The sequence below is a fragment of the Streptomyces sp. CB01635 genome (genome assembly GCF_002803065.1).
GTDB lineage: Bacteria > Actinomycetota > Actinomycetes > Streptomycetales > Streptomycetaceae > Streptomyces.
The window spans coordinates 1-25,613 of sequence record NZ_NNBL01000022.1; the positions used below are offsets into that span (position 1 = coordinate 1).

The window sequence follows — 25,613 nt, forward strand, 5'->3', positions numbered from 1 at the left end:
GCTTCGGCCAAGGCCTTCGGGCCGCGGGCCCGCATGGACGCCCTGCTCGCGCTGCGGCGTGCCGCCCGCGCCTGGACGCCCCTCGCGCCGCTGCTCTCGGCGGCCGTCCCGGACGCCCTCGACCTGGCGGACGAGGAGATCACCGACCTCCTGGGCACCGGCGCGCGGGCCCTCGCGGCGGCGGGTGTCGACGTGCACTGGCCCCGGCAGCTGGCGCGCCGGCTGAGCGCACGCGCGGTCATCGGCCCTCCGGGCGAGGGGTCCCCCGGAGGGGAGAGCCCTGACCGATTCCGGACGACCACCCCGTCGTTCCTCTCCGCGGACGCCCTCCTCGCCTTCAACTGGCGCTTCGCGCTGGGCGACCAGGAGCTGAGCCGGGAGGAGCTCGACCGGCTCGCCGAGGCCAACCGGCCCGTCGTGCGGCTGCGCGACCAGTGGGTCCTCATCGACCCCGAGCAGGCCCGGCGCGCCCGCGAGCACCAGGACCGCAAGGTCACGCCGATCGACGCGCTCGGCGCGGTCCTGACGGGCTCCACGGAGGTCGACGGCCGCCGCGTCGACGTCCACCCGACGGGCTGGCTGGCGGAGTTGCGGGAGCGGCTCGCCGACCCGGAGGGCATGGCGCCGGTCGGACAGCCCGCCGCGCTGGCCGCCGACCTGCGCGACTACCAGCTGCGCGGCCTGAACTGGCTGGCCCGGATGACCTCCCTCGGGCTCGGCGCCTGCCTCGCCGACGACATGGGCCTCGGCAAGACGATCACGCTGATCGCCCTCCACCTGCACCGGCAGACCGCCCCGGAGACCGCCGCCCCGACCCTCGTCGTCTGCCCCACGTCCCTCATGGGCAACTGGCAGCGCGAGATCGAGAGGTTCGCGCCCGGCACCCCCGTACGCCGCTTCCACGGCGGGCGCCGCAGCCTGGAGGACCTCGATCCCGGTGAATTCGTGCTCACGACGTACGGCACGATGCGGCTCGACGCCGCGCAGCTCGCGGGCGTCGACTGGGGCATGGTCGTCACCGACGAGGCGCAGCACGTCAAGAACCCGCACTCGGCGACCGCGAAGGAGCTGCGGACCATCGGTGCACGCGCGCGCGTGGCGCTCACCGGCACCCCCGTGGAGAACAACCTGTCCGAGCTGTGGGCGATCCTCGACTGGACGACCCCGGGGCTGCTCGGAAAGCTCGGCACGTTCCGCACGCGTTACGCCCGCGCGGTCGAGGAGGGCAAGGACCCCGGCGCCGCCCAGCGCCTCTCCCAACTCGTGCGCCCCTTCCTGCTCAGACGCCGCAAGTCGGACCCCGGCATCGCGCCCGAGCTTCCGCCGAAGACCGAGACCGACCGCGCCGTGTCGCTCACCACCGAACAGACCGGGCTCTACGAGGCCGTGGTGCGCGAGACCCTCGCCGAGATCTCCGGAGCGGACGGCATCGCCCGGCGCGGGCTGATCGTCAAACTCCTCACCGAGCTCAAGCAGATCTGCAACCACCCGGCCCAGTTCCTCAAGGAGGACGCGCCGCGCATCCCCGGCCGCTCCGGCAAGCTGGAACTGCTCGACGAACTGCTCGACACGATCCTCTCGGAGGACGCGAGCGTGCTGGTCTTCACCCAGTACGTGCAGATGGGCCGCCTGATCGAGCAGCATCTGGCTGCTCGCGGCGTGGCCTCGCAGTTCCTCCACGGCGGCACGCCCATCACCGCGCGCGAGGCGATGGTGGGGCGCTTCCAGGAGGGCGAGGTGCCGGTCTTCCTGCTCTCCCTCAAGGCCGCGGGTACGGGTCTCAACCTCACCCGCGCCGAACACGTCGTGCACTACGACCGCTGGTGGAACCCCGCGGTCGAGGCGCAGGCGACGGACCGCGCGTACCGGATCGGGCAGAACAGGCCGGTACAGGTCCACCGGCTGATCGCGGAGGGGACGATCGAGGACCGGATCGCAGACATGCTGGTACGCAAGCGGGAGCTGGCCGACGCGGTGCTCGGCTCCGGCGAGGCCGCCCTGACCGAACTGACCGATTCCGAACTGGCCGATCTGGTCGAGCTGCGAGGGGGCGCACGGTGACGGACCGTCACGAGTACGAGGACGACCTGTTCGACGCCGACACCGACGGCGACAGTGACGGGGCCGACGCATCGGATGAGGAGCGTGTCTTCGCGGCGCTGGCGGCCGTCCAGGGGCGTGGCTTCGCGCAGTCGTGGTGGGGGCAGACCTGGCTCAAGGCGCTGGAGGACACGGCACTCGACCTTCAGCAGCTGAAGGCGGGGCGCGCACTGGCGCGCGGCGGGTCTGTGGGGGCCGTCTCGGTGCGGCCGGGGCGGGTCACCTCGCTCGTCGAAGACAGGGGTGGCGCCGTGTACCGCGCCGACGTGCTGCTGCAACGGCTGAGCGAGGAGGAGTGGGACCGGTTCCTCGGGATGGCGGTCGAGCGGGCCGGGCACATCGCGGCGCTGCTCGACCGTGAGATGCCACCGCACCTGGTCGAGGACGCGGCGGCGGCCGGCGTGGAACTGCTGCCCGGTATCGGCGACTTGGAGCCGCGCTGCGGGTGTGACGCGTGGGACCACTGTGCCCACACGGCGGCGCTCTGCTACCAGCTGGCCCGTCTCCTCGACCAGGATCCGTTCGTACTGCTGCTGATGCGCGGGCGTGGCGAGCGGGTGCTGCTCGACGAACTCCAGGTGCGCAGCGTCGCGTCCGCCTCGGCCGGGTCCGTGGACGAGGAGACCGACGAGGGGCCGGTGGACGCGGACGGCGTCGACGCCACTGAGGCGTTCGCGGCCGGGAGCATACTGCCGCCACTGCCCGCCGCACCCCCGGTGCCGCCCGAGGCGGCGGTCGTGCCGTCGCTGGACACGGAGACGGAGCCGCCCGCCGGGACGGATGTGGCGGCGCTGGAGTTCCTCGGGGCGCGGGCGGCGGCGGAGGCGCGCCGGATGCTGACGGATGCGCTGGCTCCGGGGCACGAACTTCGTGCTCCGGACGATGAGTTGACGATTGATCAAGATGCTGTCCGGCTGGCTGCGGGCGCGCCCGAGGCGTGGATCGGGGCCCGGCTCGCGGATGGTTCGGGCCGGGACCGCGGGGGCCTGGCGGCGGCGGTGCTGGCGTGGGAACACGGAGGCACTGCCGCCCTGTCCGTCCTGGAGGACGAGTGGACGCCGGACGCGGAGACGGCGGCACGCGCGCGTACCGCCGTCGAAGCGGCCTGGGACGCCGGGGAGCGCCCGCCGTTGCGGGCAACCCGCAACCGGTGGACGGCCACCGGCACGGGTGCGCAGGCGCGCCTGGGCCGCGACGGCCGCTGGTGGCCGTACCGCAAGAACCACGACCGATGGCTCCCGGCGGGGCCCGCGGCCCACGACCCGGCCGCGGCACTGTCGGCTGCCGCCGGGGACGAGTGACGGCCGGCCGGGGCGGGCGCACACGTGCACCTGCCCCGGCCGGCCATCCGTACAGACAAGGACAAAGGACGGCATGTCGAGGGTGGGCGCTCACCTGCGCCCACCCCCGCCGGCCATCCCGTCCGGCGAACACCTGCCGGCCGCAGGCCCCCGTGGGGCCCGCGCCACACGACCCGGCCACCGCGCTCTCGGCCGCCGTCACGGACGAGTGGCCTCCGGCCGGGGTGGGCACACAGCGCCCGCAAGCGCTTGCCCCCGCTCCCTACCGAACCCACCCCCGCCCTCCGTAAGATCCCCGGCGCAAGTGGTCCAGTCCACTCACGCGCTTGGAGTGTTCATGAACATCGGTCGCCGTACCGTGCTCACCGCCCTCGGCTCCGCCGCCGCGCTCACCGCGTCCGCCTCCTGTGCCTCCGCCGAGAGCCGTACGGCCTCCCGTACCCCGGCCGCCGACGCCCTGGCCCGGCTGCTGCCGCGCCACCACGACCAGGTCACCTTCCGCGCCGCCTCCCACACCGCCGACACCGGCGACGCGTTCAGAGTGTCGGGGTCCAGCGGCCGCATACTCGTCGAAGGCAGCACGCCCGCCGTGCAGTTGACCGGCTTCCACCACTACCTCCGTCACCACGCCCACGCGCACTTCTCGTGGAGCGGCGAGCAGACCGAGTCCCTGCCGACGCGACTGCCCGGTCTCGCCACACCCCTGTCGCGCGCCGCGAACGTCGCCCACCGGTTCGCCTTCAACGACACCAACGACGGCTACACAGGCCCGTATCACGGCTGGGACTACTGGGAGCGCGAGCTCGACGTCCTCGCACTGCACGGCTTCAACGAGGTCCTCGTGTACCTCGGCGCCGACACCGTCTACCACCGCACATTCCAGGAATTCGGTTACGACGACGCCGAGATGCGCGGGTGGATCACGGGCCCGGCCCATCAGCCGTGGTGGCTGCTCCAGAACATGTCCGGCTTCGGCGGCCCCGTGTCGCGGCACCTCCTCGACCGGCGCGCGGCGCTCGCCCGCAGAGTCGTCCGCCGGATCCGCGAGCTCGGCATGACCCCGGTGTTCCCCGGCTACTTCGGCACCGTCCCGCCCGGCTTCGCCGACCGGAACCCGGGCGCGCACATCGTCCCCCAGGGCGATTGGGTCGGCTTCACGCGCCCCGACTGGCTCGACCCCCGCGACCCGCACTTCGCCAGGATCGCCGAGAGGTTCTACCGCGTGCAGAGCGAACTGCTCGGCGACACCACCATGTACAAACTCGACCTGCTGCACGAGGGCGGCAAGCCGGGTGACGTGCCGGTCGGCGAGGCCGCGAAGGCGGTCGAGAAGGCGCTGCGCACCGCCCACCCCGGCGCGATCTGGAACGTCCTCGGCTGGCAGACCAACCCGCGCCGCGACATCCTCGACGCCGTCGACCGCTCGAAGATGTTCATCGTCGACGGCCTCTCCGACCGCTTCCCCTCGGTGACCGACCGCGACAAGGACTGGGCGGGCACGCCCTACGCGTTCGGCTCGATATGGAACTTCGGCGGCCACACGACGATGGGCGCCAACACCCCTGACTGGGCTTCTCTGTACGAGAGTTGGCGCACCAGGGAGAACAGCGCCCTGGACGGCATCGCGCTCATGCCCGAGGGCGCCGACAACAATCCGGCCGCGTTCGCCCTCTTCAGCGACCTGCCGTGGACGGACGGACCCGTCGAGCTGAAGAGCTGGTTCGAGCAGTGGCCGGCGCAGCGCTACGGCGGCCACGACGCGCACGCGGTGGCCGCCTGGGACGTCCTGCGCCGCACCTCGTACGGCACCACGCGCGCCGACAGCTGGAGCGAGGGCCACGACGGCCTGTTCGGCGCCCGGCCCGGCCTGGACGTGTCCAGCGGCGCGTCCTGGTCGCCGGGCGCGCTTCGATACGACCCCGAGGAGTTCGCGCGGGCCCTGCCCGAACTGCTCGCGGTGGCACCGGGCTTGCGCCGCAGCTCCGCGTACGCCTTCGACCTGATGGACGTCACCCGGCAGACGGTCTCGCACCGCAGCCGCATCCTGCTGCCGCGGATCAAGACCGCGTACGACGCCGAGGACCGCGCGGCGTTCGAGGAGTTGACGAGTGAGTGGTTCACCTGGCTCGCGCTGCTGGAGGAGACCGTCGCCACGCAGCCGCGCCATCTGCTCGGGCGCTGGATCGCCGACGCTCGCGCCTGGGGCGCCGACGAGGAGGAGCGGGACCGTCTCGAGTACGACGCCGTGTCCCTGGTGACGGTGTGGGGTCCGCGTTCGGGTGCCGACGACGGCGGGCTGCACGACTACGCGAACCGTGAGTGGGCCGGGCTCATCGGCGGCCTCTACACGCTGCGCTGGCGGACCTACTTCGACGGGCTCGCGGCCGCCCTCGCCGACGGCACCGCCCCTCGACAGGTCGACTGGTACGCCCTGGAGGACGGCTGGGTCCGCGACCACCCGGCGTACACCGCGCGGCCCTCCGGCGACATCGTCCGCATCGCCCGCAAGGTCGCCGCCCGGCTCTGAACCACTGCGACACGGCCACTGAAGCCGGTGCCCCGCGCCGCGCGAGGGGCACCGGCCGACTCGGCTAGCGGACCGGCAGGCCCGAGAGCGTGCGGGCGATCACCAGGCGCTGGATCTCACTGGTGCCCTCGAAGATCGTGTAGATCGCGGCGTCGCGGTGCATGCGCTCGACGGGGTACTCGCGGGTGAAGCCGTTGCCGCCGAGGATCTGAATGGCCTGGCCGGTGACCTTCTTGGCGGTCTCGCTCGCGAAGAGCTTCGACATGGAGCCCTCGGCCGACTCGAACTTCTTGCCCGTGCTCGCCATCCAGGAGGCGCGCCACACCAGGAGTCGCGCCGCGTCGATCTGCGTGCGCATGTCGGCGAGCTGGAAGGCGACGCCCTGGTTGTCGATGATCGGGCGGCCGAACTGTGTACGCGTCTTGGCGTACTCCAGGGCCTCCTCGTAGGCGGCGCGGGCCGTGCCCACCGCCATCGCGCCGACGGCGGGGCGGGACGCCTCGAACGTGGCCATGGCGGCATTCTTCACGCGCTCGCCGCCACCGGCCTTGGCGCGCTCACGAGCGCGCGCCATGCGCTCGTCGAGCTTGTCCTTGCCTCCGAGCAGGCAGGAGCCGGGGACGCGTACGTCCTCGAGGACGACCTCGGCGGTGTGCGAGGCGCGGATGCCGTGCTTCTTGAACTTCTGGCCCTGGGACAGGCCAGGCGTGTTCGGCGGGACGATGAAGGAGGCGTGGCCCTTGGAGCCGAGCTCGGGGTCGACGACGGCGACGACGACGTGGACGTTGGCGATGCCGCCGTTGGTCGCCCAGGTCTTGGTGCCGTTGAGGACCCACTCGTCCTTGGCCGCGTCGTAGACGGCGCGGGTGCGCATGGAGGCGACGTCGGATCCGGCGTCCGGCTCGGACGAGCAGAAGGCGGCGACCTTGACATCGTTGGCGTCGCCGTACATCTGGGGGATCCAGGTGCCGATCTGCTCCTCGGTGCCGTTGGCGAGGACGCCGACCGCGGCGAGCCCGGTGCCGACGATCGACAGGGCTATGCCCGCGTCGCCCCAGAACAGCTCCTCCATGGCCATCGGGATGCCGAGACCCGTCGGGTCGAAGAACTGCTGCGCATAGAAGTCCAGGGAGTAGATTCCGATCTTGGCGGCTTCCTGGATGACCGGCCACGGCGTCTCTTCGCGCTCGTCCCACTCGGCGGCCGCGGGACGGATCACATCGGCGGCGAACCCGTGGAGCCAGTCCCTGACTTCCTTCTGCTCGTCGTTCAGATCCATCGTGAACTCGGCCATGTCCCCTCCAGCACTGCGTACACTTCACACGTTACTTGCGGTAACGGCAGTCTGTTACTCGCCAGTAGCCCCTGTCAACTCCCGGCAGCCCGTTCGATGCCCCGAGGCCGTCGAGTGTTACGTTTCGCGTGCGTCAGGCCATCGCACGGGCGGGGAGAAACCTCATGGAGACCACACAGCGGACGGAACAGCAGACGTCTGCCGAGCGCCGGCGGCGAGAGCTGCTGGAGGCCGCGGACCGCGTGGTGCTCCGCGACGGGCCCGGTGCGTCCATGAACGCCATCGCGGCCGAGGCGGGCATCACCAAGCCGATCCTCTACCGGCACTTCGGCGACAAGGGCGGCCTCTACGCCGCGCTCGCCAAGCGCCACACCGACGCGCTCCTCGCCTCGCTGCGGGCCGCGCTCGACGCCCCGGCCGAGCGCCGTGAGCGGGTCGAGTCGACGCTCGACACCTATCTCGCGGCGATCGAGGCACGGCCTCAGGTGTACCGCTTTCTCATGCACCCCTCGGAGAGCGTGTCCGAGAGTGCAGCACCGGGCGAGCAGGGCTTCTACGTCGGCATGCACTCCGCTCCCCTGCTGCGCCGCATGGGCGAGGAGCTCGCCGAGGTCATCGAGGAACGCATCGATCTCGGCCCCGGCAGCCAGCAGCTCGCGCGCGTCTGGGGCCACGGAATCGTCGGCATGATGCACGCCGCGGGTGACTGGTGGCTCGGCGAAAGGCCCTGCTCGCGAAGCGAGTTGGTGCGCAGCCTCGCCGACCTGCTGTGGGGCAGGCTCGCCGCGGCTGGCGACAAGGTGGGCGGGCCGGGCTTCTGACCCAAGGGGCCTCAGGACGCTGCGCCGGTCGCCCAGGGGGCCCGCGCCGCCTGGCGCAGCACCCTGCGGCGGCGCCACCCCGTGACGTGGTCCGTGTAGACCCGCCCGTCCAGGTGGTCGCACTCGTGCTGGAGGCAGCGGGCGAACCAGCCCGTGCCGTGCACGACCAGAGGTTCGCCCCGCAGGTCCACGCCCTCGACGCGGGCATGGTCGAAGCGGGGCGTGCCCGCCTCCAGGCCCGGCAGTGACAGACAGCCCTCCGGGCCGCGCACGACCACCCCGTCCGCGTCGACGAGGCGCGGGTTCACGATGTGCCCGAGGTGACGGACGTCCTCGTCGTCGGGGCAGTCGTACACGAACACCCGCGCGGACTCGCCGATCTGATTCGCCGCGAGGCCCACGCCCTGGGCGGCGTACATCGTCGCGAACAGGTCCTCCACTAGGCGGCCGAGCGAGGGCCCGAAATCTGTCACCTCCTCGCAGGGCGTGTGCAGCACGGGATCACCGAGCAGGGTCAGGGGTCGTACGCGCCCGGAGGCGCCCGGGATCGAGCCGTGTCGCATGGCCGTAAGGGTACGGTCAGGGCGAGCCCCGGATCCGGGGTGGTGCCGCGGTTCGGGCTCAAAGGTGGATCTCGATAGGCTGACTCCACCAAGCGATGCCGGGGGCAGGCGCGGCGCCGTACGCAAGGAGGATCCAGAACGATGTCAGGCAACTCGGAGCCGCTGACTCCGCGGGCCAAGCTGGCCGTCACGGCGGGCAAGGCGGCCGCGGCGGTGTCCCGCGCGGCGGGCCGCGGCAGCGGATCGGTGATCGGCGGCAAGGTCGCGCTCAGGCTCGACCCCGAGCTGCTCGGGCGGCTTGCGCAGCATCTGGATGTGGTGCTCGTCTCGGCGACGAACGGCAAGACCACCACCACGCGGCTGATCGCGGAGGCCCTGCGCGCCGCCGGCCCCGTCGTGTCGAACGCGCTCGGCGCGAACATGCCCGCGGGCATCACCTCGGCACTCGCCGGCGGCTCGGACGCGAAGTTCGGCGTGATCGAGGTCGACGAGAAGTATCTGGCGGGTGTCGCCCGCGACACCGCTCCCAAGGCGATCGCGCTGCTCAACCTCTCGCGCGACCAGCTCGACCGCGCCGCCGAGACCCGCATGCTCGCCGAGAAGTGGCGTGAGGGCCTGGCCGGTTCGAAGGCGATCGTGATCGCTAACGCGGACGACCCGCTGGTCGTCTGGGCCGCGTCCTCCTCGCCGAACGTGGTGTGGGTCGCCGCCGGCCAGGAGTGGAAGGACGACGCGTGGTCCTGCCCGTCGTGCGGCGGCGTGATGCAGCGCCCCGGCGACGACTGGTACTGCGGCGAGTGCGGCTTCCGCCGTCCGACGCCCAGCTGGGCGCTCCAGGGCGACTACGTCCTCGACCCGCACGGCTCGGCCTGGCCGATCCACCTCCAGCTCCCCGGCCGCGCCAACAAGGCGAACGCGACCTCGTCGGCCGCCGTCGCCGCGTGCTTCGGCGTGCCGCCCCAGGTGGCCCTCGAGCGCATGTACCAGGTGCAGGCGGTCGCGGGACGCTACGACGTCGTGCAGTTCCTCGGCCGCGACCTGCGTCTGCTGCTCGCGAAGAACCCGGCGGGCTGGCTCGAAACGTTTTCCCTGATCGACCCGCCGCCGACCCCGGTGATCCTGTCGGTCAACGCGCGCGGCGCCGACGGCACCGACACCTCCTGGCTGTGGGACGTCGACTACACACGTCTGGCCGGTCACCCGATCTTCGTGATCGGCGACCGCAGGCTCGACCTCGCCGTGCGGCTCGAGGTCGCCGGCCTGGACTTCCGGGTCTGCGAGAGCGTCGACGAGGCGGTGCAGTCCGCCCCGCCAGGGCGGATCGAACTGATCGCCAACTACACCGCGTTCCAGGACGTCCGCCGCCGCGTCGGCAACTGAGACCCCGCAGAGGATTCATGAGCATGAGCGACAACGGCCTTCGTCTGGTCTGGGTCTACCCCGACCTCCTGAGCACGTACGGCGACCAGGGCAACGCCCTCGTCGTGGAGCGCCGCGCCCGCCAGCGCCGCCTCGACGTGCACCGGCTCGACGTGCGCAGCGACCAGCCGGTGCCCACCTCCGGCGACATCTATCTGATCGGCGGCGGTGAGGACCGGCCGCAGCGTCTCGCCGCGGAGCGGCTTCGGCGTGACGGCGGTCTCCAGCGCGCCGTGGCCAACGGCGCGATCGTCTTCTCGGTCTGCGCCGGTTACCAGATCCTCGGCCACGAGTTCATCAACGACCTGGGCGAGCGCGAGCAGGGCCTCGGCCTGCTCGACGTGGTGTCCACGCGCGGTGAGGGCGAGCGGTGCGTCGGCGACGTACTGGGCGACATCGACCCGCAGTTGGGGCTCCCCCCGCTGACGGGCTTCGAGAACCACCAGGGCATCACGCACCTCGGCCCGTCGGCGCGGCCCTTCGCGCGCGTGCAGATCGGCAAGGGCAACGGCACGGGTGACGGCACGGAGGGCGCGTTCAACGACACCGTGTTCGGCACGTACATGCACGGCCCCGTCCTCGCCCGCAACCCGCTGATCGCGGACCTGCTCCTGAAGCTGGCCCTCGATGTCAACGCGCTGCCGCCGGTCGACGACCGCTGGTACGAGGCGCTGCGCAACGAGCGGATCGCGTCGGCTCAGCAGCCCGCCTGATCGCTGTCCCGCACAAGTGAGCGGGTCAGTCCAGCAGGCGGACGTCAGGTGCGGCCCCGCCCCCTCCCGCCGGTAGGGTGGCGGGGATCCAGCCGGACAAAGTGGTCCGGTCATCGGCCCACTTTGCAAAGGTTCTCGGGCTATGCGTATTGGTGTCCTCACCTCCGGCGGAGACTGCCCCGGCCTGAACGCCGTGATTCGTTCGGTCGTGCACCGTGCCGTCGTCGACCACGGCGACGAGGTCATCGGCTTCCACGACGGCTGGAAGGGCCTGCTGGAGTGCGACTACCGCAAGCTCGACCTGGACGCGGTGGGCGGCATCCTCGCCCGCGGCGGCACGATCCTCGGCTCGTCGCGGGTCCAGCCCGCGCATCTGCGCGACGGCGTGGAGCGGGCCAAGGGCCATGTCGCGGATCTGGGTCTTGACGCGATCATCCCGATCGGCGGAGAGGGCACGCTGAAGGCGGCCCGCCTCCTGTCCGACAGCGGCCTCCCGATCGTCGGCGTACCGAAGACGATCGACAACGACATCGCCGTCACGGACGTCACCTTCGGCTTCGACACGGCCGTCGGCGTCGCGACCGAGGCGCTCGACCGCCTCAAGACGACCGCCGAGTCCCACCAGCGCGTCCTGATCGTCGAGGTCATGGGCCGTCACACCGGCTGGATCGCGCTGCACTCGGGCATGGCCGCGGGCGCCCACGCCATCGTCGTGCCGGAGCGCCCCTTCGACATCGAGGAGCTGGCCGCGAAGGTCGGCGAGCGGTTCTCCGCGGGCAAGAAGTTCGCCATCGTCGTGGCCGCCGAGGGCGCCAAGCCCGCCCCCGGCTCCATGGAGTTCGACGAGGGCGTCAAGGACATGTACGGCCACGAGCGCTTCGCGGGCATCGCCACGCGGCTCTCCGGCGAGCTGGAGCAGCGCCTCGGCAAGGAGGCCCGCCCGGTGATCCTCGGTCACGTGCAGCGCGGCGGCACCCCCACCGCGTACGACCGTGTGCTCGCCACGCGCTTCGGCTGGCACGCCGTCGAGGCCGTGCACCGCGGCGAGTTCGGCATGATGACGGCGCTGCGCGGCACGGACATCGTGATGGTGTCGCTCGCCGAGGCCGTCGAGACGCTGAAGACGGTTCCGCAGGAGCGGTACGCCGAGGCGGAGTGCGTTCTGTAGTTCGCTCCTGAAGAGTCTGCCCCCGGTCGCGACCGCGACCGGGGGCAGTTCTACTCTGGTGCGGACAGACAGCCCATAACCAGTACCAATCAGGAGCCGGCGGATGGATCACAGCGGGCACGGCATGAACATGGATCTGCCGCCGTTCACGCTGGGGCGAGGCCTCGCATGGTCGGCGGACCCCTTCTTCCTGATCGGGTGCCTGGTGGCGCTCGGCCTGTACGGCTGGGGTGTCGTGCGGCTCGCGCGGCGCGGTGACAGCTGGCAGGTGGGCCGCACGCTGTCGTTCGTCATCGGCGTGCTGACCGTGATGCTGGTGATGTGCACCAAGCTGAACGACTACGGCATGGTCATGTTCTCCGTGCACATGGTGCAGCACATGGTGATCAGCATGCTGTCGCCGATCCTGCTCCTGATGGGCGCGCCGATCACGCTCGCCCTGCGGGCGATGCCGGTGGCGCGGCGCGGCTCGAAGGGGCCGCGCGAGCTGCTCCTGATGCTGCTGCACAGCCGGTACATGCGGATCATCACGCATGCCGCGTTCACGATCCCGCTGTTCATCGCGAGCCTGTACGCGCTCTACTTCACGCCGATCTTCGACACCTTGATGGGTTCGAAGGTCGGGCACATCGGCATGATGGTGCACTTCCTCGCCGTCGGCCTGGTCTTCTTCTGGCCGATCATGGGCGTGGACCCGGGCCCGCACCGCCCCGGCTATGTGATGCGGATGCTGGAGCTCTTCGCGGGCATGCCCTTCCACGCGTTCTTCGGCATCGCGCTGATGATGGCGTCCGGGCCGATGATCGGCACGTACGAGCACCCGCCGGCCTCGCTCGGGATCGACGCGCTGGCGGACCAGACGGCGGCCGGCGGCATCGCCTGGGCGTTCAGCGAGGTGCCCTCGGTGCTCGTGCTGCTCGCGCTGCTCTTCCAGTGGAAGAAGTCCGAGGACCGGCAGGCGCGCCGCAAGGACCGGGCCGCGGACCGCGACGGTGACCAGGAGCTTGTCGCGTACAACGCGTATCTCGCCTCACTGAACACGCGCGGCCGGTAGCGCCCGGTGCCCCTGAGGGGTGACCATGGTGTTCAGCCGTGGTCCGGGCGCTGCGCCGTCCGGGTTACCGGGAGGAGGCGGGCCATGCCCGGATCGATGAAGACGATGGGGGTGCTCACCGTCGGCGCCCTCGTCGCGGTGACGGCCTACACGGTGGCGCTCGGGAGCAACGGGTGGCTGTGGTTCGGCTGGGTCGTGCTCGGTCTGCTCACCCTCGGGATGGCCGCGTCGCGCAGCACCTGACGCATGCCCGGTGCCGCGCGAGAGCGGACCCACGCGTCAGAAGCGGAAGACGGACCCGGTCGAGGCGTTCATCGTGCAGGCGTTGGCGAACGTCTTCTCCCAGGTGATCTTCTTGCCGCGGTATGTGCCGCTCGCGCTCACGGTGACCGGGGCGTAGACCTGGGTGCACATCTCCGGGGCCGGGTGCAGCGCGTCCAGATTCCCCTGCGCCCCGTCGAGTGCGGCGCACGCCTCTGACGCGTGGGGATGGTGCCCGGACGCCCCCGGCTCGCAGCGCAGCAGCTCACCTCGCATCCACGAGCCCTGATCCCCGGAGACGGTGAGAAAGACCCCCTGGGGCGCCGGCGGGTCGGTAGCGGTGGCGCGGGCCGGGCCGGCCGCTGCGAGGGCGGTGAGGGCTGCGGCGGCGAGAACGAGCGGACGCATCACGGGACCTCCGGTGAAGGTGCGGGACGAACGGAGGCCAGGGCACTCCCTGTCCCGGGCGGCCGCCAAGCGGACGCGCCGTGCGGTCCCCCGGTCGGAGGCGCGGCGAGGTCCGAACGGGCTCTCGCGCGCGGGCCGACGATTGGTTACTGTGCGCACGCATCTGGATTCACGGGGAAGGCGGCCCAGCATGTTCTACCGACTGCTCAAGTACGTGATTCTGGGCCCACTGCTGCGGCTGGTGTTCCGGCCCCGGATCGAAGGGCTCGACCATGTGCCGGAGTCGGGCGCGGCGATCGTCGCGGGCAATCATCTGTCGTTCTCGGACCACTTCCTGATGCCGGCCATCCTGAAGCGGCGGATCACGTTCCTGGCGAAGGCCGAGTACTTCACGGGTCCCGGCATCAGGGGCCGGCTGACCGCCGCGTTCTTCCGCAGCGCCGGACAGATCCCCGTGGACCGCTCCGGCAGAGCGGCGGGCCAGGCCGCGATCCGCGAGGGCCTCGGCGTGCTGAGCAAGGGCGAGCTGCTCGGCATCTACCCGGAGGGCACGCGCTCGCACGACGGGCGGCTCTACAAGGGCAAGGTCGGCGTGGCCGCGATGGCACTCAAAGGGCAGGTCCCGGTGATCCCCTGCGCGATGATCGGCACGTTCGAGGCGCAGCCGCCCGGCCAGGTCATCCCGAACCTCCACCGCGTGACGATCCGCTTCGGCGAGCCCCTGGACTTCTCGCGCTACGCGGGCATGGACGGCGAGAAGGCGATCCTCCGCGCGGTCACCGACGAGATCATCTACGCGATCCTCGGCCTGTCCGGCCAGGAGTACGTCGACAAGTACGCGGCCGACGTCAAGGCCGAGGCCGAAGCGGCCAAGGACAAGGCCCGCAAGTTCCCGCGGATGCCGCTGAGCTGAGCCCGGGCCGGATCGAGCGCCCGGCAGCGACGGCACGACGATGGCCCGGCCTCTTGGGGAGGCCGGGCCATCACAGGTTCACCGCGTGACGGTGGTTACGGCTTGGGCGTGGCGTGCGGAGCGCACGTCACATCCTTGCTGTCCGTCTTGCCGGTGAGCAGGTAGGTGTCGACCCGGTCGTTGATGCACGGGTTGGTCAGGCCGGTGACACCGTGGGAGCCCGCGTCCTTCTCGGTGATCAGGCGCGAGCCCTTGAAGCGCTGGTGCAGCTCGACGGCGCCCTTGTAGGGGGTGGCCGCGTCACGGGTGGACTGGACGATCAGAACGGCGGGCAGGCCCTTGCCGGTCTTCACGTTCACGGGGGTCTGCTGCTTGGTGGGCCAGGTGGCGCACGGCAGGTTCATCCACGCGTTCGCCCACGTCATGAACGGGTAGTCCTTGTTCAGACGCGTGTTGTCGCGGTCCCACTTCTTCCAGCTGGTGGGCCACTTGGCGTCGGCGCACTCGACGGCGGTGTAGACCGCGTTGCCGTTCTCCGACGCGGCGTTGCCCGCGGTGTCCGACATGTCGGGGGCCGCGGCGTCGACGAGCGCCTGGGTGTCGCCGGCGACGTACTTGCTCCACACCTGCGCGACCGGCACCCACGACGAGTCGTAGTACGGGGCGCTCTGGAAGAAGGCGATCAGCTCGGCGGGGCCGACGACGCCACCGATGGGGTTCTTCTTGGCGGCGGCACGCAGCTTCAGCCACTGGGCCTCGACCTTGGCCTGCGTGTCACCGAGGTGGAAGGAGGCGTCGTTCTTGGCCACCCACGAGGTCCAGTCGTTCCAGCGGCCCTGGAAGGCGACGTCCTGGCCGAGGTTGGCCTCGTACCAGATGTTGTCGCGCGACGGGTCGACGACGCTGTCGACGACCATGCGGCGGACGTGGCCCGGGAAGAGCGTGCCGTAGACGGCGCCCAGGTACGTGCCGTAGGAGACGCCCAGGTAGTTGAGCTTCTTCTCGCCGAGGGCGGCGCGGATGACGTCGAGGTCGCGCGCGGTGTTCGGCGTGGTCATCTGCGGCAGCATGTCGCCGCTGCGCTCGGCGCAGCCGTCCGCGTACTCCTTGGCGAGCTTGCGCTGGCCGAGCTTGTCGGCCTCGGAGTCGGGGACCGGGTCGGCCTTGGGGGCCTTCACGAACTCCTGCGGGTCGATGCAGGAGATCGGCGCGGAGTGGCCGACGCCGCGCGGGTCGAAGCCGACGAAGTCGTACGCCTTCGAAGTCTTCGTCCAGAGCGGGTTCTTGGTGGTCACGCGCGTCGGGAAGCGCATGCCGGAGCCGCCGGGGCCGCCCGGGTTGTAGACGAGGGCGCCCTGGCGCTCGTCCTTGGTGCCGGTGGAGCCTATGCGGTCGACGGCGAGCTTGATCTGCTTGCCGTACGGCTTCGCGTAGTCGAGCGGCACCGTCACCCAGCCGCACTGGATGGGCTTGGCTATGCCCCAGTCGGCGGGGCAGTCCTTCCAGTCGACGCCGGCCTTGGCGGCACGGGCCGCCGCGACGGCCGCACCGCGGGCTTCACGGTCCTGGCCGCTCCGGGAGTCAGCGCTGGCGACGGGCGCCGCCATGGCTCCCGCAATCAGGGTCGCCGCCACCAGGGTTCCGGCGGAGCCGATCACCGCCGTCCGGCTGCTTCGACTGGTAAGTCGAGTCCGTCTCAACTGAGTCCTCCGTACATCGATTCGATCATTACTTCGATCGGGTTCTCGATCAGTACGGGGATCCTTGCGCCTGCACCGCCCCTGACAACAGGGACAGTTGACGTTCTTTACCAATCCGATAAACGGTATAACTCGTCCCGGTGAGCGGAATGGGCCCGTACGGTCGTTTGGTTCGGACCGGCCGGGCCCCTTGGGCCGTCGCTCAGGACAGGCGGCGCAGGGCGTCGTCGAGCGTTCCACGCAGCCGCAGCGCGTCGGACGCGAGGGCCGTGACCAGGACGGCGGGCCCGGCGAGCGGCGTCAGCGCGGCATTCTCGCCGAGCAGCGCGGGCGACGGCCTGTCCTTCTCGAACTCGGGCCTTACGACCACGAGTTGACCGAGCGCCCGGTGTCCCGCGAGCACGGCGGGGCCGTCCCAGCCGCCGGGCGCGCCGGGGCCGCAGGCCAGCTCCTGGTCGAGCAGGGGGCGGCCCGCGCGGTGGACTGTGAGCCGGCTGGCGAGCCGGCCGGGCTCCTCGCCAGTGCGGCCGAGCACCTGTTCCTCACGCAGCACGAGCCGGGCGCCCGGAGCGAGTTCGGCCCGCGTGGCGACCCGCAGGTCACTCTCGCACGCGGAGATCAACTGCTCGGGCAGCCAGTGCAGTTCGGCCCCGTCGTCGACCGTGAGGCGGACGTCGTAGCGCGCCTCGCCCTTGGCCTGGCCGGGCAGGGCGATCGTCGCGGCGACGGACCCGATGCGCAGGCGGGCACCTGCCGTCACGTGCGCCTCGACACTCATGTGGTCGCCGCCGAGCGGCCCGCTCATGGCGCCGACGAGCATGACGCGTGCGTCGGGACCGGTCGAGCGGATGCGGCGCAGAGCCAGGGAGCCCTCTGCGTCGAGGACGGGCAGACAGGTGCCGCCCCGGCCGTCGTCACTCGCCGTGATGCGGGCCGTGGAGCGTACGCCTGCGGTCATGCCGTCCACGCGGCGAACTGTCCGCGCACCCAGTCGGCGACCTCGCGCACACCGTCGTCGGAGCGCAGGGACTGGAGGACGACAGGGAGTTCGGCGCGCTGCGCCTTGGCGTCGGCGGACATCCTGGCGAGGTCGGAGCCGACGTACGGGGCGAGGTCCGTCTTGTTGATGACGAGCAGGTCGGCGGTGGTGACGCCCGGGCCGCCCTTGCGCGGGATGTCGTCGCCGCCGGCGACGTCGATGACGAAGATCTGCGCGTCGACGAGGCCGCGCGAGAACGTGGCCGTGAGGTTGTCGCCGCCGGACTCGACGAGGATCAGGTCGAGCGGCCCGACCTCGTCCTCCAGGTCCTCCACGGCCTCCAGGTTGGCGGAGATGTCGTCGCGGATGGCGGTGTGCGGGCAGGCGCCCGTCTCCACGGCGGTGATGCGCTCGGGCGGCAGCACGGCCTCGCGGAGCAGGAACTCGGCGTCCTCGCGCGTGTAGATGTCGTTCGTCACGACGGCGAGGGACAGCTCGTCGCGCAGCGCGCGGCAGAGCGCCGCGACGGTGGCGGTCTTGCCGGATCCGACGGGGCCGCCGAGGCCGATACGAACAGCGCGGCGGGTGCCGTCGGGACGGCGGGCGTCGGCGCTGACAGCGGCGGGGCCGTCGTGTGAGTGGTCGAGGTGCATGGTGTTACTCCGATCGTTCAGTGGGGAGGCAGGGCGCCCTGAGGCGCGTCCGCCGCGTCGCGTCCTAGGACGCGAACAGGCGCACAGCCCAGGCCGCGTGGGCCTCGGCCCCCACCTCCAGCAGCGGCGCGGACGCCGCGGGCAATGAATCCGTCCCTTCGGTGACGGCTCGTGCCGCAGCCTCGGCGGCCTCCGTCGCGACACGGTCGATGTCGTCCGCGAGGCGCGCGAGCCCCGCCGTCGCGTCGAAGGGGTCGAGGCTGAGCAGCCGGACCGTCGCGGTGGCGGGCCCGCTGACGCTCTCGTACGCGGAGCAGTAGGCGGCGTCGGCGGCTCCGAGGCCCGCGGCCCGGGCGGTGAGGCCGAGGACCACCGGCTGATGGGCCCCCTTGGGGAATCGACGGGCGAGCGCGTCGAGTTCGGGATGCGGCCAGGCCGCGCGCGCGGCGCGCATGAGCTGTCTGCCGAGCCTGCGCGCCGCGGTGCGCAGGGCGGGTGACGGAGTACGGGCGTCGGCGGCCTCATCCAGGGTGACCGGATCGAGGCCGAGCGCGGCGGCCGCCGCCAGGGACGCCGACACCAGTCCCGTGGTGTGCAGTCGGCCCCGGCAGAAGTCCTCCAGGCTCGCCGCGCCCGTGATGCGTCCCGCCTTGACGGCGGCCTCCGCCCCGCCGGAGTGGGCATGCCCACCGGCGGGGAAGCGGCCGTCGGCCAGGACGAGTAGTGCGGCTCGTGTCATATCTCTTCTCGGCCCGTCAGAACAGGAAGTACCGCTGGGCGAGCGGCAGTTCGGCGGCGGGCGCGGGTTCGACGAGTTCGCCGTCGATGGTGACGGCGAAGCTGTCGGGGGCGACCTCGACCCGCGGCAGCGCGTCGTTCTCCCGCATGTCGGCCTTCGTGCGTCCCCGCGTCGAGCGGATCGGCACGAACTTCCTGTCCAGGCGGAGGCGTTCGGGCAGCCCGTCGTCGAGGGCGGTCTGCGTCACGTAGAAGAACGAGTTCGAGGCGGGGGCCCTGCCGTGGGCGCCGAACATGGGGCGGGGCAGGACGGGCTGCGGCGTGGGGATGGACGCGTTGGCGTCACCCATTTGAGCGTACGCGATCTGGCCGCCCTTGATGACGAGCTGCGGCTTGACGCCGAAGAACCGGGGGTCCCACAGCACCAGGTCGGCGAGCTTGCCGGTCTCGACGGAGCCGATCTCGTGGTCGATGCCCTGTGCGACGGCCGCGTTGATCGTGTACTTGGCGACATACCGACGGGCGCGCAGGTTGTCGGCGCGGGTGTCGCCGGGCAGGAGGCCGCGGCGGCGCTTCATGACGTGCGCGGTCTGCCAGGTCCGCAGGACGACCTCGCCGATGCGGCCCATCGCCTGGGAGTCCGAGGACATGATCGAGATGGCGCCGATGTCGTGGAGGATGTCCTCGGCCGCGATGGTGGTGGGCCGGATCCGGGACTCGGCGAAGGCCAGGTCCTCGGGGACGGCCGGGTTCAGGTGGTGGCAGACCATCAGCATGTCGAGGTGTTCCTCGACGGTGTTGACGGTGTGCGGCCGCGTCGGGTTGGTCGAGCTCGGCAGCATGTTGGGCAGCGAGACGGCCGTGATCATGTCGGGCGCGTGCCCGCCGCCGGCGCCCTCGACGTGGAAGGCGTGCAGGGTGCGGCCGGCCACGGCGTCGAAGGTGGCGTCCACGAAGCCCGCCTCGTTCAGGGTGTCCGTGTGGACGGCGAGCTGCGCGCCGGTGTCCTCACAGACGTTCAGGCAGGCGTCGATGACGGCGGGGGTCGCGCCCCAGTCCTCGTGGATCTTGAAGCTGACGGCGCCGCCGCGCAGTTGGGCGTACATGGACTCGGCGGACGTGGTGTTGCCCTTGCCGAGGAAGCCGATGTTGACCGGGCTCGACTCCATCGCCTCGAACATGCGGGCAAGGTGCCACGAACCAGGGGTGATCGTGGTCGCCTTGGAGCCCTCCGCCGGGCCGGTACCGCCGCCGATCAGCGTGGTGACACCGGAGGCGAGCGCCTCGTCGACGATGGTCGGCGAGATGAAGTGGATGTGGGTGTCGATGGCACCCGCGGTGACGATCTTGCCGTTGCCGGCGAGGATCTCGGTCTCGGGGCCGATGACGAGGTCGGGGTGGACGCCGTCCATCGTGTCGGGGTTGCCGGACTTGCCGATCGCGGTGATCCGGCCGTCCCGGATGCCGATGTCGGCCTTGACGATGCCCCAGTGGTCGACGATCACGGCGCCGGTGATGACGGTGTCGGGGGCGCCGTCTGCGCGCGTAGCGCGTGACTGGCCCATGGACTCGCGGATCACCTTGCCGCCGCCGAACACGGACTCGTCACCGGAGAGTCCGGGGCCGCCGGAGCGGTCCTCCTCGATCTCGATCAGCAGGTCGGTGTCCGCGAGGCGGATGCGGTCGCCGGTGGTGGGGCCGAACAGGTCGGCGTAGGCGGCGCGGGAGAGTTCAGCCATCGAGGGCACCTCCGGTCTGGCCCCGCAGGCCCGGCACGATGCGCCGGCCGGCCAGAGGCACGAGTTCGACGTCGACAGGGATTCCGGGCTCGAAGCGCACGGCGGTCCCTGCGGCGACGTTGAGTCGCAGACCGTGCGCTGCGGCACGGTCGAACTCCAGACCGGGATTGGCCTCGGCGAAGTGGTAGTGGGAGCCGACCTGGACGGGCCGGTCGGCGGCGTTGAGCACGGTCAGACGGGTGACCTCGCGGCCCTCGTTGAACACGACGGGCTCGTCCGCGAAGAGGATCTCTCCGGGAATCATGGAAGCGCTCCCCCCCCCCCGTCAGACGATGGGATCGTGGACGGTGACGAGCTTGGTGCCGTCGGGGAAGGTCGCCTCGACCTGCACGTCGTGGATCATCTCGGGAATGCCCTCCATCACGTCGTCGCGCGTGAGCACCTTGCGACCGGACGACATGAGTTCGGCTACGGTCCGGCCGTCACGCGCACCTTCGAGAATGTGCGACGTGAGGAGAGCGATCGCCTCGGGATGATTGAGTTTCAGACCCCGGCTCCGACGCTTCTCGGCCACGTCGGCTGCCACATGAATGAGCAGTCGTTCCTGCTCGTGCGGGGTCAGTTGCACAGCTCACCTCACAGTCCTTCACTCCGGACCGTGCGGGATCCGGCTGCCGCGGCCACCGCGGCGGGTATAGATGTAACATACAAAGAATGCACACGATCTTGTGCATCCCGGTTACAAAAGCCCCTGGTGACGTGCGGTGCAGGCTAATCGGGGGGAGTTTCAACGAGGTTAACCACCCTTTGACCCGCCCATGACTGTCAGCTGGCCGCGCCCATACTCATCAGGGCCCGCAGGCCGTTCTGCAAAGTTTCGACAGGGACGTGAACTTCCCCGAACAGGGCCTGCTGCGCGGCGAATCCCTGCGCCGTGGCGATCATGACCCGGGCGACGTCGTCGGCGGGGATGTCGGCGCGCATCATCCCCGCGGCCTGATACCCCTCGACGATCTTCACCCAGGCCGCGCGCACGCCGACGTACGCCTCGCGCATCACCCGGGAGAGCTCGTCGTTGCGCAGCGTCTCCGTCCACACCTGGACCATCAGCCGCGGGAAGACGGACACGCCCTCATGCGTGAGCCCCGGCCGCATCCCGAGGATCCTGCCCAGAACCCTCCCCACCAGCACGTCCGGCGGCGCGGGCGGACTCTCGGCGCCGGCCGACTCGAAGACACCCCGTATCTCGTCGAGCACCTCGGTGACGATGGCCCCGATCAGCTCCTCCTTGCCGCTGAAGTAGCGGTACACCGCGCCCGCGGAGAGATTGACCGACTTCAGCACGTCCTGCATGGACGTGGCGTGGAAGCCGTTGAGCGCGAAGCAGAGGGTCGCGCCGTCGAGGATCTGCCGACGACGGGCGTCCAGATGTTCCTGGGATACACGAGCCATGGTCACAAAGTAAAACGAACATTCATTCGTGACAAGAGACGGCCACGCCGGGACAGTGGCCGCCAGTAAAACGAACGATCCTTCGCTATAAGCTCCCGCTCCTCCCGGAGGAAGCCATGTCCAGCCCGACCGCCACCCCGGCCCCGCCGTCTCCGGCGCGCAGGATGGCCGCGGTCGCCCTGCTCGTGCCGATGCTCGTCGCCCTCGCGCTGTGGGCGTTCGCCTGGCCCGGGGCCAGAACCGCGCCCCGGGACCTCCCGCTCGGCGTCGCGGGACCGGCGGCCGCCGCAGCACCCGTCGAGCAGCAACTGCGGTCCCACAAAGGCGCGTTCGAGATTCACCGGTACGCCGACGAGGCGGCGGCGCGCGCGGCGATCACGGACCGGACCGTCTACGGAGCGGTGGTGGCGACGCCCCAGGGCCCGAAGCTCCTCACCGCGACGGCGGCGAGCCCCGTCGTCGCGCAGCTGCTTCAGCAGGCCGTGACCGCCGAGGCGCCGAAGGACACGCAGGTGCCGACGGTCGACGTGGTCGCCGCGCCGGCCGGGGATCCACGCGGGGCGGTGCTGAGTTCCAGCGTGCTGCCGCTGGCGATCGCGGGTGTGGCCGGCGGCGCCGTGGTGACGCTGCTCGGGCTGCGCGGGTGGCGGGCGGCGGGTGCGCTCGTGGTGGCGTCCTCGCTCGTAGGCGTCGTGGCGGCGGCGCTCACGCACAGCTGGCTCGGGGTGCTCACCGGCAACTGGTGGGCGGAAGCAGGGGTGTTGGGCCTGTCGGCGCTGGCCGTGGGCGGCACCGTTGCCGGGCTCTCCGCGCTGTTCGGCCCGTCGGGGATCGGGGTGGGCTCACTCCTGATGGTGCTGCTCGGCAACCCGTTCTCGGGGGTGTCGTCGGCGCCGCAGCTGCTGCCCGAACCGGTCGGCCGCATCGGCCAGCTCCTGCCGCCGGGCGCGGGTGGAACGCTGCTGCGCTCGGTCTCGTACTTCGACGGGGCGCGTGCCATGACGCCCGCGATCACGCTGGCGGCCTGGGCAGGGCTCGGGCTCGTCTGCGTACTGCTGGGCGGGCTGCGCAAGAAACGGGGCGCCGGCGAAGTGGCGGGGGAGCCCACGGCGCGGGAGGCGGTGGCGGTCGGCTGACGCCACGCGCCCTCATGACAGCCGTGCGTCCCCGCTGTAGCGGACGGGGGCGCACGGCCCTTTTCTGCCCGGGACAGTCACCCAAGTCACTTGATCCGGGCGCCACTTGATGCCAGCGAGACGTACTGGACGTGGCGGAGCTGCCGGAGCTGCCGACTTACCTGACCTCCGGCCCCCGGCGCTCCGCGGCGATGCCGAAGCGGTGACGGTCGCCGCCGGCGGACGAGGTCGAGCCGATGCCGGAGACGGAGCTGATCACCCGCTCGTCCCCCGATTCCCCCAGGGCCTCGAGGCGCTCGAGATCGGCGGCGGAGACCAGCGCGACGAGCGGCTTGCCGTGCCGGGTCACGACGACGCGTTCACCGCCGTACACGACGCGGTTGATCAGATCGGCGAGCTCAGCGCGGGCTTGCGTCACCGGAATCTCGTAGGCCATGTCCTCCAGCTTAGACCGGCCCCCCTGCGCGGACACGGTCCGTGACGGCACGGCAACCCGCAGGTGGGGCGGCGGCTCGAGCGGGACGGTTCGGGGCGCCGCCGTTGTCAGTGGCTGCGCGTAACGTCGACGTGTCAACTGTTCGTGCCGCATGGCTGCTTGCGCGGATCCGACGAAGCCCCGCCCGGAACAGCGCCCGCGGCGGGGCACCGTCCGCCTAGGCTCCGCGCATGGAACAGAGCGAGATCATCCTGCGCGCAATCGGCGTCCTGACCGAGACCCAGGAAATGGTGCGCAGGCTCAGCGAGGATGCCGAGCCCGACATCGAGACCGAGGACGCCCAGCTCGGGCGCCTGGTGACAGAGGCGTTCCCCTCCATCGAGATCCCGGCGGAATCGAGCGTGGAGGAGGCCGCGGAGGCGACCATCGCGGCGCTGATGCCGGTGACGATCTCCCTGGTGGGCGCGTTCGCGTTCCTCTTCTCCGAGCTCGCCGAGGTGCATGACTCGGGCAGGACCGACATCAAGAGCGCCGACCTCCTGCAACACCTCGCGCTGCGCCTGTCCAGGACGGACGACGGCGACCGGTAGCCACGCCCCAGAAGCACGGAGAGGGGGTCGGCCACGCGCATCGGGCGCGGGCCGGCCCCCTTCTTCGCGTTTCTAGGAGCCTTGGCCCTACTCCGCCATCCGTACGTCCTGTACATTTTTTACGGAAGCAGCGACAGAGTTCCGCGCTCACGGAGGCATGTGCCATGAACCGACCTTCCGCCCGCTACGTCCTGCCCGAGTTCACCGAGCGCACCTCGGCCGGGCACCGCACGCTCGATCCGTACTCCAAGCTTTTGGAGGAGCGGATCGTCTTCCTGGGGACACCGATCGACGACACCTCCGCGAACGATGTGATGGCGCAGTTCATGCACCTCGAGTACGCCGCGCCGGACCGGGACATCTCGCTGTACATCAACTCCCCCGGCGGCTCGTTCAGCGCGATGACGGCGATCTACGACACGATCAAGTTCGTCAGCTGCGAGGTCGAGACCGTGTGCCTCGGGCAGGCCGCCTCCGCCGCCGCCGTACTCCTGGCCGCCGGGACGCCGGGGAAGCGGGCCATGCTGCCCGGCGCGCGTGTGGTGATCCAACAGCCGGGGCTGACCGAGCCCGCACAGGGCCAGCCGACCGACCTGGAGATCCAGGCCCGTGAACTGGTGCGCATGCGCGCCCAGCTGGAGGAACTGCTCGCGCGGCACACCGGGCAGAGCCGAGTGCGCATCGCCGCCGACATCGAGCGGGACAAGATCCTTCAGGCCCAGGACGCCGTGGAGTACGGGCTCGTGGACCGGGTCATCGAGAACCGCAAGCCGTCCGGCTCGGGCAACGGCGCCGGGTGACCCGGCGATGCTGCCGCCCGAGCTGCCCCCGCTGCCCGCGCTGACGCGCGCCGAGTGCGAACTCCTCGACCGCTATCTGGAAGTGGTCGACCTGCTCGGAAGGATCAACCCGGCCAGGAGCGACCACACGTATGGCGGACTCCGGGCCGCGCAAGCGCTCGTCGGCGGGGCGACGGCGCTCAGGGACGCCCTGACGCTCATGCATCAGCGGGGCGAGACCGAGCTCCACGCGACGACGCTGGCTCGGGCTTTGCGGGTCCTGGACGGAGAAAGGAGGACACAACGGGTCACAGTGCCGCCGGAGTCGGTCAATTGACGACCCGTTCAAGACCGAAGCGATCGATCCGAACCGTCCGGGCCGGGGTCGAAACGGACCAGAAGAGGTACCCACATACGGCGTAGCCGGTACTCGCACATGCGAACCGGAAAAGTTGCGCGGAACACCTACGCGAAGTCGGGATTTTTGCCTTCCGCTGCTGGTGCGGGGCTCGTTGGGACCCCCGCACCGGGGTGGAGAAGTGTGCTGTCCACCTGAATGGATCACTCGTGAGGACACTCACACAACACCGATTCCGCTCTGCGTTCGCGGCGTTTGTGCGTGAAGATCCCTTCCGACGACAAGCCCCCGCCGCCGCGGCGGGGCGGTCCGTGCGGACGCCGAGTCCTGCCGCCGCACGGATGCCAGGTCGACAGAAGTGGATCGGCAGGAGTGGAGGACCCAGGCACGACGGGCCGCCGGAGCTGTTTTCCGGACCGGCCCTTGGGGTGAAGCCGCACTTCGCGGCCGGGCAACTTCGCCAGCCCGAATCCGACAGGTCATCCTTCACAGGCGGCTGACGAAGGGTTGC

At 71.0% G+C, this 25,613-nt stretch carries 26 protein-coding genes and 1 riboswitch; of the genes, 14 read left to right on the top strand and 12 right to left on the bottom strand.

Annotated elements, in window-relative coordinates:
- The 3 genes from CG723_RS34835 to CG723_RS34845 form a co-directional block, all read left to right on the top strand.
- The coding region (locus tag CG723_RS34835; RefSeq protein WP_100597523.1) for a DEAD/DEAH box helicase at nt 1-2,061 on the top strand (2,061 nt) is incomplete at its 5' end.
- Nucleotides 2,058-3,401, top strand: a complete 1,344-nt coding sequence (locus CG723_RS34840) for an SWIM zinc finger family protein (protein ID WP_442802617.1) — start codon at nt 2,058-2,060, stop codon at nt 3,399-3,401. The genes CG723_RS34835 and CG723_RS34840, both read left to right, overlap by 4 nt.
- Before the next feature lie 337 nt (nt 3,402-3,738).
- Nucleotides 3,739-5,928, top strand: a complete 2,190-nt coding sequence (locus tag CG723_RS34845; RefSeq protein ID WP_100597524.1) for an alpha-N-acetylglucosaminidase — start codon at nt 3,739-3,741, stop codon at nt 5,926-5,928.
- Between the two features lie 64 nt (nt 5,929-5,992).
- Here the strand turns inward: CG723_RS34845 and CG723_RS34850 are convergent, their stop codons facing one another.
- The gene (locus CG723_RS34850; RefSeq protein ID WP_100597525.1) at nt 5,993-7,222 is read right to left on the bottom strand and encodes an acyl-CoA dehydrogenase family protein; all 1,230 of its coding nucleotides are present in this window, start codon (nt 7,220-7,222) and stop codon (nt 5,993-5,995) included.
- A gap of 164 nt (nt 7,223-7,386) precedes the next feature.
- Between CG723_RS34850 and CG723_RS34855 the strand changes: the two genes are divergently transcribed.
- On the top strand, nt 7,387-8,043 hold the full coding sequence (locus tag CG723_RS34855; protein WP_100597526.1) for a TetR family transcriptional regulator: 657 nt from the start codon (nt 7,387-7,389) through the stop codon (nt 8,041-8,043).
- Between the two features lie 11 nt (nt 8,044-8,054).
- Here CG723_RS34855 and def read toward each other — a convergent pair whose 3' ends face one another.
- A complete protein-coding gene (gene def, locus CG723_RS34860; RefSeq protein ID WP_100597527.1) occupies nt 8,055-8,606 on the bottom strand; it encodes a peptide deformylase in 552 nt (183 codons plus the stop codon).
- 141 nt (nt 8,607-8,747) lie between these two features.
- Here def and CG723_RS34865 point away from each other — a divergent pair, with 141 nt between their 5' ends.
- The 5 genes from CG723_RS34865 to CG723_RS34885 all read left to right on the top strand — a co-directional run bounded on the left by CG723_RS34865 (nt 8,748) and on the right by CG723_RS34885 (nt 13,203).
- Nucleotides 8,748-9,986, top strand: coding sequence for a Mur ligase family protein (locus CG723_RS34865; protein WP_100597528.1), 1,239 nt, complete (start codon nt 8,748-8,750; stop codon nt 9,984-9,986).
- A 23-nt stretch (nt 9,987-10,009) separates the two neighbouring features.
- Nucleotides 10,010-10,738 carry a type 1 glutamine amidotransferase gene (locus CG723_RS34870; RefSeq protein ID WP_100597529.1) on the top strand — a complete coding sequence of 243 codons (729 nt, stop codon included), beginning with the start codon at nt 10,010-10,012 and terminating at the stop codon, nt 10,736-10,738.
- A 142-nt stretch (nt 10,739-10,880) separates the two neighbouring features.
- The gene (locus tag CG723_RS34875) at nt 10,881-11,906 is read left to right on the top strand and encodes a 6-phosphofructokinase (RefSeq protein ID WP_100597530.1); all 1,026 of its coding nucleotides are present in this window, start codon (nt 10,881-10,883) and stop codon (nt 11,904-11,906) included.
- A 103-nt stretch (nt 11,907-12,009) separates the two neighbouring features.
- On the top strand, nt 12,010-12,960 hold the full coding sequence (locus tag CG723_RS34880; RefSeq protein ID WP_100597531.1) for a cytochrome c oxidase assembly protein: 951 nt from the start codon (nt 12,010-12,012) through the stop codon (nt 12,958-12,960).
- Nucleotides 12,961-13,044: 84 nt separating this feature from the next.
- Complete coding sequence (locus CG723_RS34885; RefSeq protein ID WP_100597532.1) at nt 13,045-13,203, top strand: hypothetical protein; 159 nt, start codon at nt 13,045-13,047, stop codon at nt 13,201-13,203.
- A gap of 36 nt (nt 13,204-13,239) precedes the next feature.
- Here the strand turns inward: CG723_RS34885 and CG723_RS34890 are convergent, their stop codons facing one another.
- Nucleotides 13,240-13,629 carry an SSI family serine proteinase inhibitor gene (locus CG723_RS34890; RefSeq protein WP_100597533.1) on the bottom strand — a complete coding sequence of 130 codons (390 nt, stop codon included), beginning with the start codon at nt 13,627-13,629 and terminating at the stop codon, nt 13,240-13,242.
- Between the two features lie 190 nt (nt 13,630-13,819).
- Here CG723_RS34890 and CG723_RS34895 point away from each other — a divergent pair, with 190 nt between their 5' ends.
- Entirely contained in the window at nt 13,820-14,542 is a 723-nt protein-coding gene (locus tag CG723_RS34895) for a lysophospholipid acyltransferase family protein (protein WP_100597534.1), read from the top strand.
- Nucleotides 14,543-14,637: 95 nt separating this feature from the next.
- Here the strand turns inward: CG723_RS34895 and CG723_RS34900 are convergent, their stop codons facing one another.
- From CG723_RS34900 to CG723_RS34935, 8 genes are all read right to left on the bottom strand, one after another.
- Nucleotides 14,638-16,149: an alpha/beta hydrolase gene (locus tag CG723_RS34900; protein WP_234374686.1), complete on the bottom strand. Its 1,512-nt coding sequence runs from the start codon at nt 16,147-16,149 to the stop codon at nt 14,638-14,640.
- Nucleotides 16,150-16,444: 295 nt separating this feature from the next.
- Nucleotides 16,445-17,200, bottom strand: a complete 756-nt coding sequence (locus CG723_RS34905) for an urease accessory protein UreD (protein WP_100597649.1) — start codon at nt 17,198-17,200, stop codon at nt 16,445-16,447.
- Complete coding sequence (gene ureG / locus CG723_RS34910) at nt 17,197-17,874, bottom strand: urease accessory protein UreG (protein WP_100597536.1); 678 nt, start codon at nt 17,872-17,874, stop codon at nt 17,197-17,199. The genes CG723_RS34905 and ureG overlap by 4 nt, the downstream gene beginning before the upstream one ends.
- 64 nt (nt 17,875-17,938) lie before the next feature.
- Nucleotides 17,939-18,613 carry an urease accessory protein UreF gene (locus tag CG723_RS34915; protein WP_100597537.1) on the bottom strand — a complete coding sequence of 225 codons (675 nt, stop codon included), beginning with the start codon at nt 18,611-18,613 and terminating at the stop codon, nt 17,939-17,941.
- A gap of 16 nt (nt 18,614-18,629) precedes the next feature.
- A complete protein-coding gene (locus tag CG723_RS34920) occupies nt 18,630-20,351 on the bottom strand; it encodes an urease subunit alpha (RefSeq protein WP_100597538.1) in 1,722 nt (573 codons plus the stop codon).
- Nucleotides 20,344-20,655 (bottom strand): urease subunit beta, encoded by a 312-nt coding sequence (locus CG723_RS34925; RefSeq protein ID WP_100597539.1) that lies wholly within the window; start codon nt 20,653-20,655, stop codon nt 20,344-20,346. The genes CG723_RS34920 and CG723_RS34925 overlap by 8 nt, the downstream gene beginning before the upstream one ends.
- A 21-nt stretch (nt 20,656-20,676) precedes the next feature.
- The gene (locus CG723_RS34930; protein WP_100597540.1) at nt 20,677-20,979 is read right to left on the bottom strand and encodes an urease subunit gamma; all 303 of its coding nucleotides are present in this window, start codon (nt 20,977-20,979) and stop codon (nt 20,677-20,679) included.
- A gap of 197 nt (nt 20,980-21,176) precedes the next feature.
- Complete coding sequence (locus CG723_RS34935; RefSeq protein ID WP_100597541.1) at nt 21,177-21,803, bottom strand: TetR/AcrR family transcriptional regulator; 627 nt, start codon at nt 21,801-21,803, stop codon at nt 21,177-21,179.
- Nucleotides 21,804-21,919: 116 nt separating this feature from the next.
- Here CG723_RS34935 and CG723_RS34940 point away from each other — a divergent pair, with 116 nt between their 5' ends.
- A complete protein-coding gene (locus CG723_RS34940; protein WP_100597542.1) occupies nt 21,920-22,939 on the top strand; it encodes an ABC transporter permease in 1,020 nt (339 codons plus the stop codon).
- 157 nt (nt 22,940-23,096) lie between these two features.
- Here the strand turns inward: CG723_RS34940 and CG723_RS34945 are convergent, their stop codons facing one another.
- A complete protein-coding gene (locus CG723_RS34945; protein WP_100597543.1) occupies nt 23,097-23,375 on the bottom strand; it encodes a type II toxin-antitoxin system Phd/YefM family antitoxin in 279 nt (92 codons plus the stop codon).
- A gap of 230 nt (nt 23,376-23,605) precedes the next feature.
- Between CG723_RS34945 and CG723_RS34950 the strand changes: the two genes are divergently transcribed.
- The 3 genes from CG723_RS34950 (at nt 23,606) to CG723_RS34960 (ending at nt 25,081) form a co-directional block, all read left to right on the top strand.
- The gene (locus CG723_RS34950; RefSeq protein ID WP_100597544.1) at nt 23,606-23,965 is read left to right on the top strand and encodes a hypothetical protein; all 360 of its coding nucleotides are present in this window, start codon (nt 23,606-23,608) and stop codon (nt 23,963-23,965) included.
- A 164-nt stretch (nt 23,966-24,129) separates the two neighbouring features.
- Complete coding sequence (locus tag CG723_RS34955) at nt 24,130-24,765, top strand: ATP-dependent Clp protease proteolytic subunit (protein ID WP_100597545.1); 636 nt, start codon at nt 24,130-24,132, stop codon at nt 24,763-24,765.
- 7 nt (nt 24,766-24,772) lie between these two features.
- Nucleotides 24,773-25,081, top strand: coding sequence for a hypothetical protein (locus tag CG723_RS34960; protein WP_100597546.1), 309 nt, complete (start codon nt 24,773-24,775; stop codon nt 25,079-25,081).
- Between the two features lie 353 nt (nt 25,082-25,434).
- Nucleotides 25,435-25,612: riboswitch (cyclic di-AMP (ydaO/yuaA leader) on the top strand.
- The last annotated feature ends 1 nt before the right edge of the window (nt 25,613 follow it).

Coding starts and splice junctions, on each gene's coding strand:
- CG723_RS34950 (WP_100597544.1), top strand. CDS start 23,606: ATGGAACAGAGCGAGATCATCCTGCGCGCAATCGGCGTCCTGACCGAG.
- CG723_RS34915 (WP_100597537.1), bottom strand. CDS start 18,613: ATGACACGAGCCGCACTACTCGTCCTGGCCGACGGCCGCTTCCCCGCC.
- CG723_RS34870 (WP_100597529.1), top strand. CDS start 10,010: ATGAGCGACAACGGCCTTCGTCTGGTCTGGGTCTACCCCGACCTCCTG.
- CG723_RS34945 (WP_100597543.1), bottom strand. CDS start 23,375: ATGGCCTACGAGATTCCGGTGACGCAAGCCCGCGCTGAGCTCGCCGAT.
- CG723_RS34865 (WP_100597528.1), top strand. CDS start 8,748: ATGTCAGGCAACTCGGAGCCGCTGACTCCGCGGGCCAAGCTGGCCGTC.
- CG723_RS34845 (WP_100597524.1), top strand. CDS start 3,739: ATGAACATCGGTCGCCGTACCGTGCTCACCGCCCTCGGCTCCGCCGCC.
- CG723_RS34955 (WP_100597545.1), top strand. CDS start 24,130: ATGAACCGACCTTCCGCCCGCTACGTCCTGCCCGAGTTCACCGAGCGC.
- CG723_RS34890 (WP_100597533.1), bottom strand. CDS start 13,629: ATGCGTCCGCTCGTTCTCGCCGCCGCAGCCCTCACCGCCCTCGCAGCG.
- CG723_RS34960 (WP_100597546.1), top strand. CDS start 24,773: ATGCTGCCGCCCGAGCTGCCCCCGCTGCCCGCGCTGACGCGCGCCGAG.
- CG723_RS34895 (WP_100597534.1), top strand. CDS start 13,820: ATGTTCTACCGACTGCTCAAGTACGTGATTCTGGGCCCACTGCTGCGG.
- ureG (WP_100597536.1), bottom strand. CDS start 17,874: ATGCACCTCGACCACTCACACGACGGCCCCGCCGCTGTCAGCGCCGAC.
- CG723_RS34900 (WP_234374686.1), bottom strand. CDS start 16,149: ATGGCGGCGCCCGTCGCCAGCGCTGACTCCCGGAGCGGCCAGGACCGT.
- CG723_RS34920 (WP_100597538.1), bottom strand. CDS start 20,351: ATGGCTGAACTCTCCCGCGCCGCCTACGCCGACCTGTTCGGCCCCACC.
- CG723_RS34925 (WP_100597539.1), bottom strand. CDS start 20,655: ATGATTCCCGGAGAGATCCTCTTCGCGGACGAGCCCGTCGTGTTCAAC.
- CG723_RS34875 (WP_100597530.1), top strand. CDS start 10,881: ATGCGTATTGGTGTCCTCACCTCCGGCGGAGACTGCCCCGGCCTGAAC.
- CG723_RS34905 (WP_100597649.1), bottom strand. CDS start 17,200: ATGACCGCAGGCGTACGCTCCACGGCCCGCATCACGGCGAGTGACGAC.
- CG723_RS34935 (WP_100597541.1), bottom strand. CDS start 21,803: ATGGCTCGTGTATCCCAGGAACATCTGGACGCCCGTCGTCGGCAGATC.
- CG723_RS34850 (WP_100597525.1), bottom strand. CDS start 7,222: ATGGCCGAGTTCACGATGGATCTGAACGACGAGCAGAAGGAAGTCAGG.
- CG723_RS34855 (WP_100597526.1), top strand. CDS start 7,387: ATGGAGACCACACAGCGGACGGAACAGCAGACGTCTGCCGAGCGCCGG.
- CG723_RS34885 (WP_100597532.1), top strand. CDS start 13,045: ATGCCCGGATCGATGAAGACGATGGGGGTGCTCACCGTCGGCGCCCTC.
- def (WP_100597527.1), bottom strand. CDS start 8,606: ATGCGACACGGCTCGATCCCGGGCGCCTCCGGGCGCGTACGACCCCTG.
- CG723_RS34880 (WP_100597531.1), top strand. CDS start 12,010: ATGGATCACAGCGGGCACGGCATGAACATGGATCTGCCGCCGTTCACG.
- CG723_RS34940 (WP_100597542.1), top strand. CDS start 21,920: ATGTCCAGCCCGACCGCCACCCCGGCCCCGCCGTCTCCGGCGCGCAGG.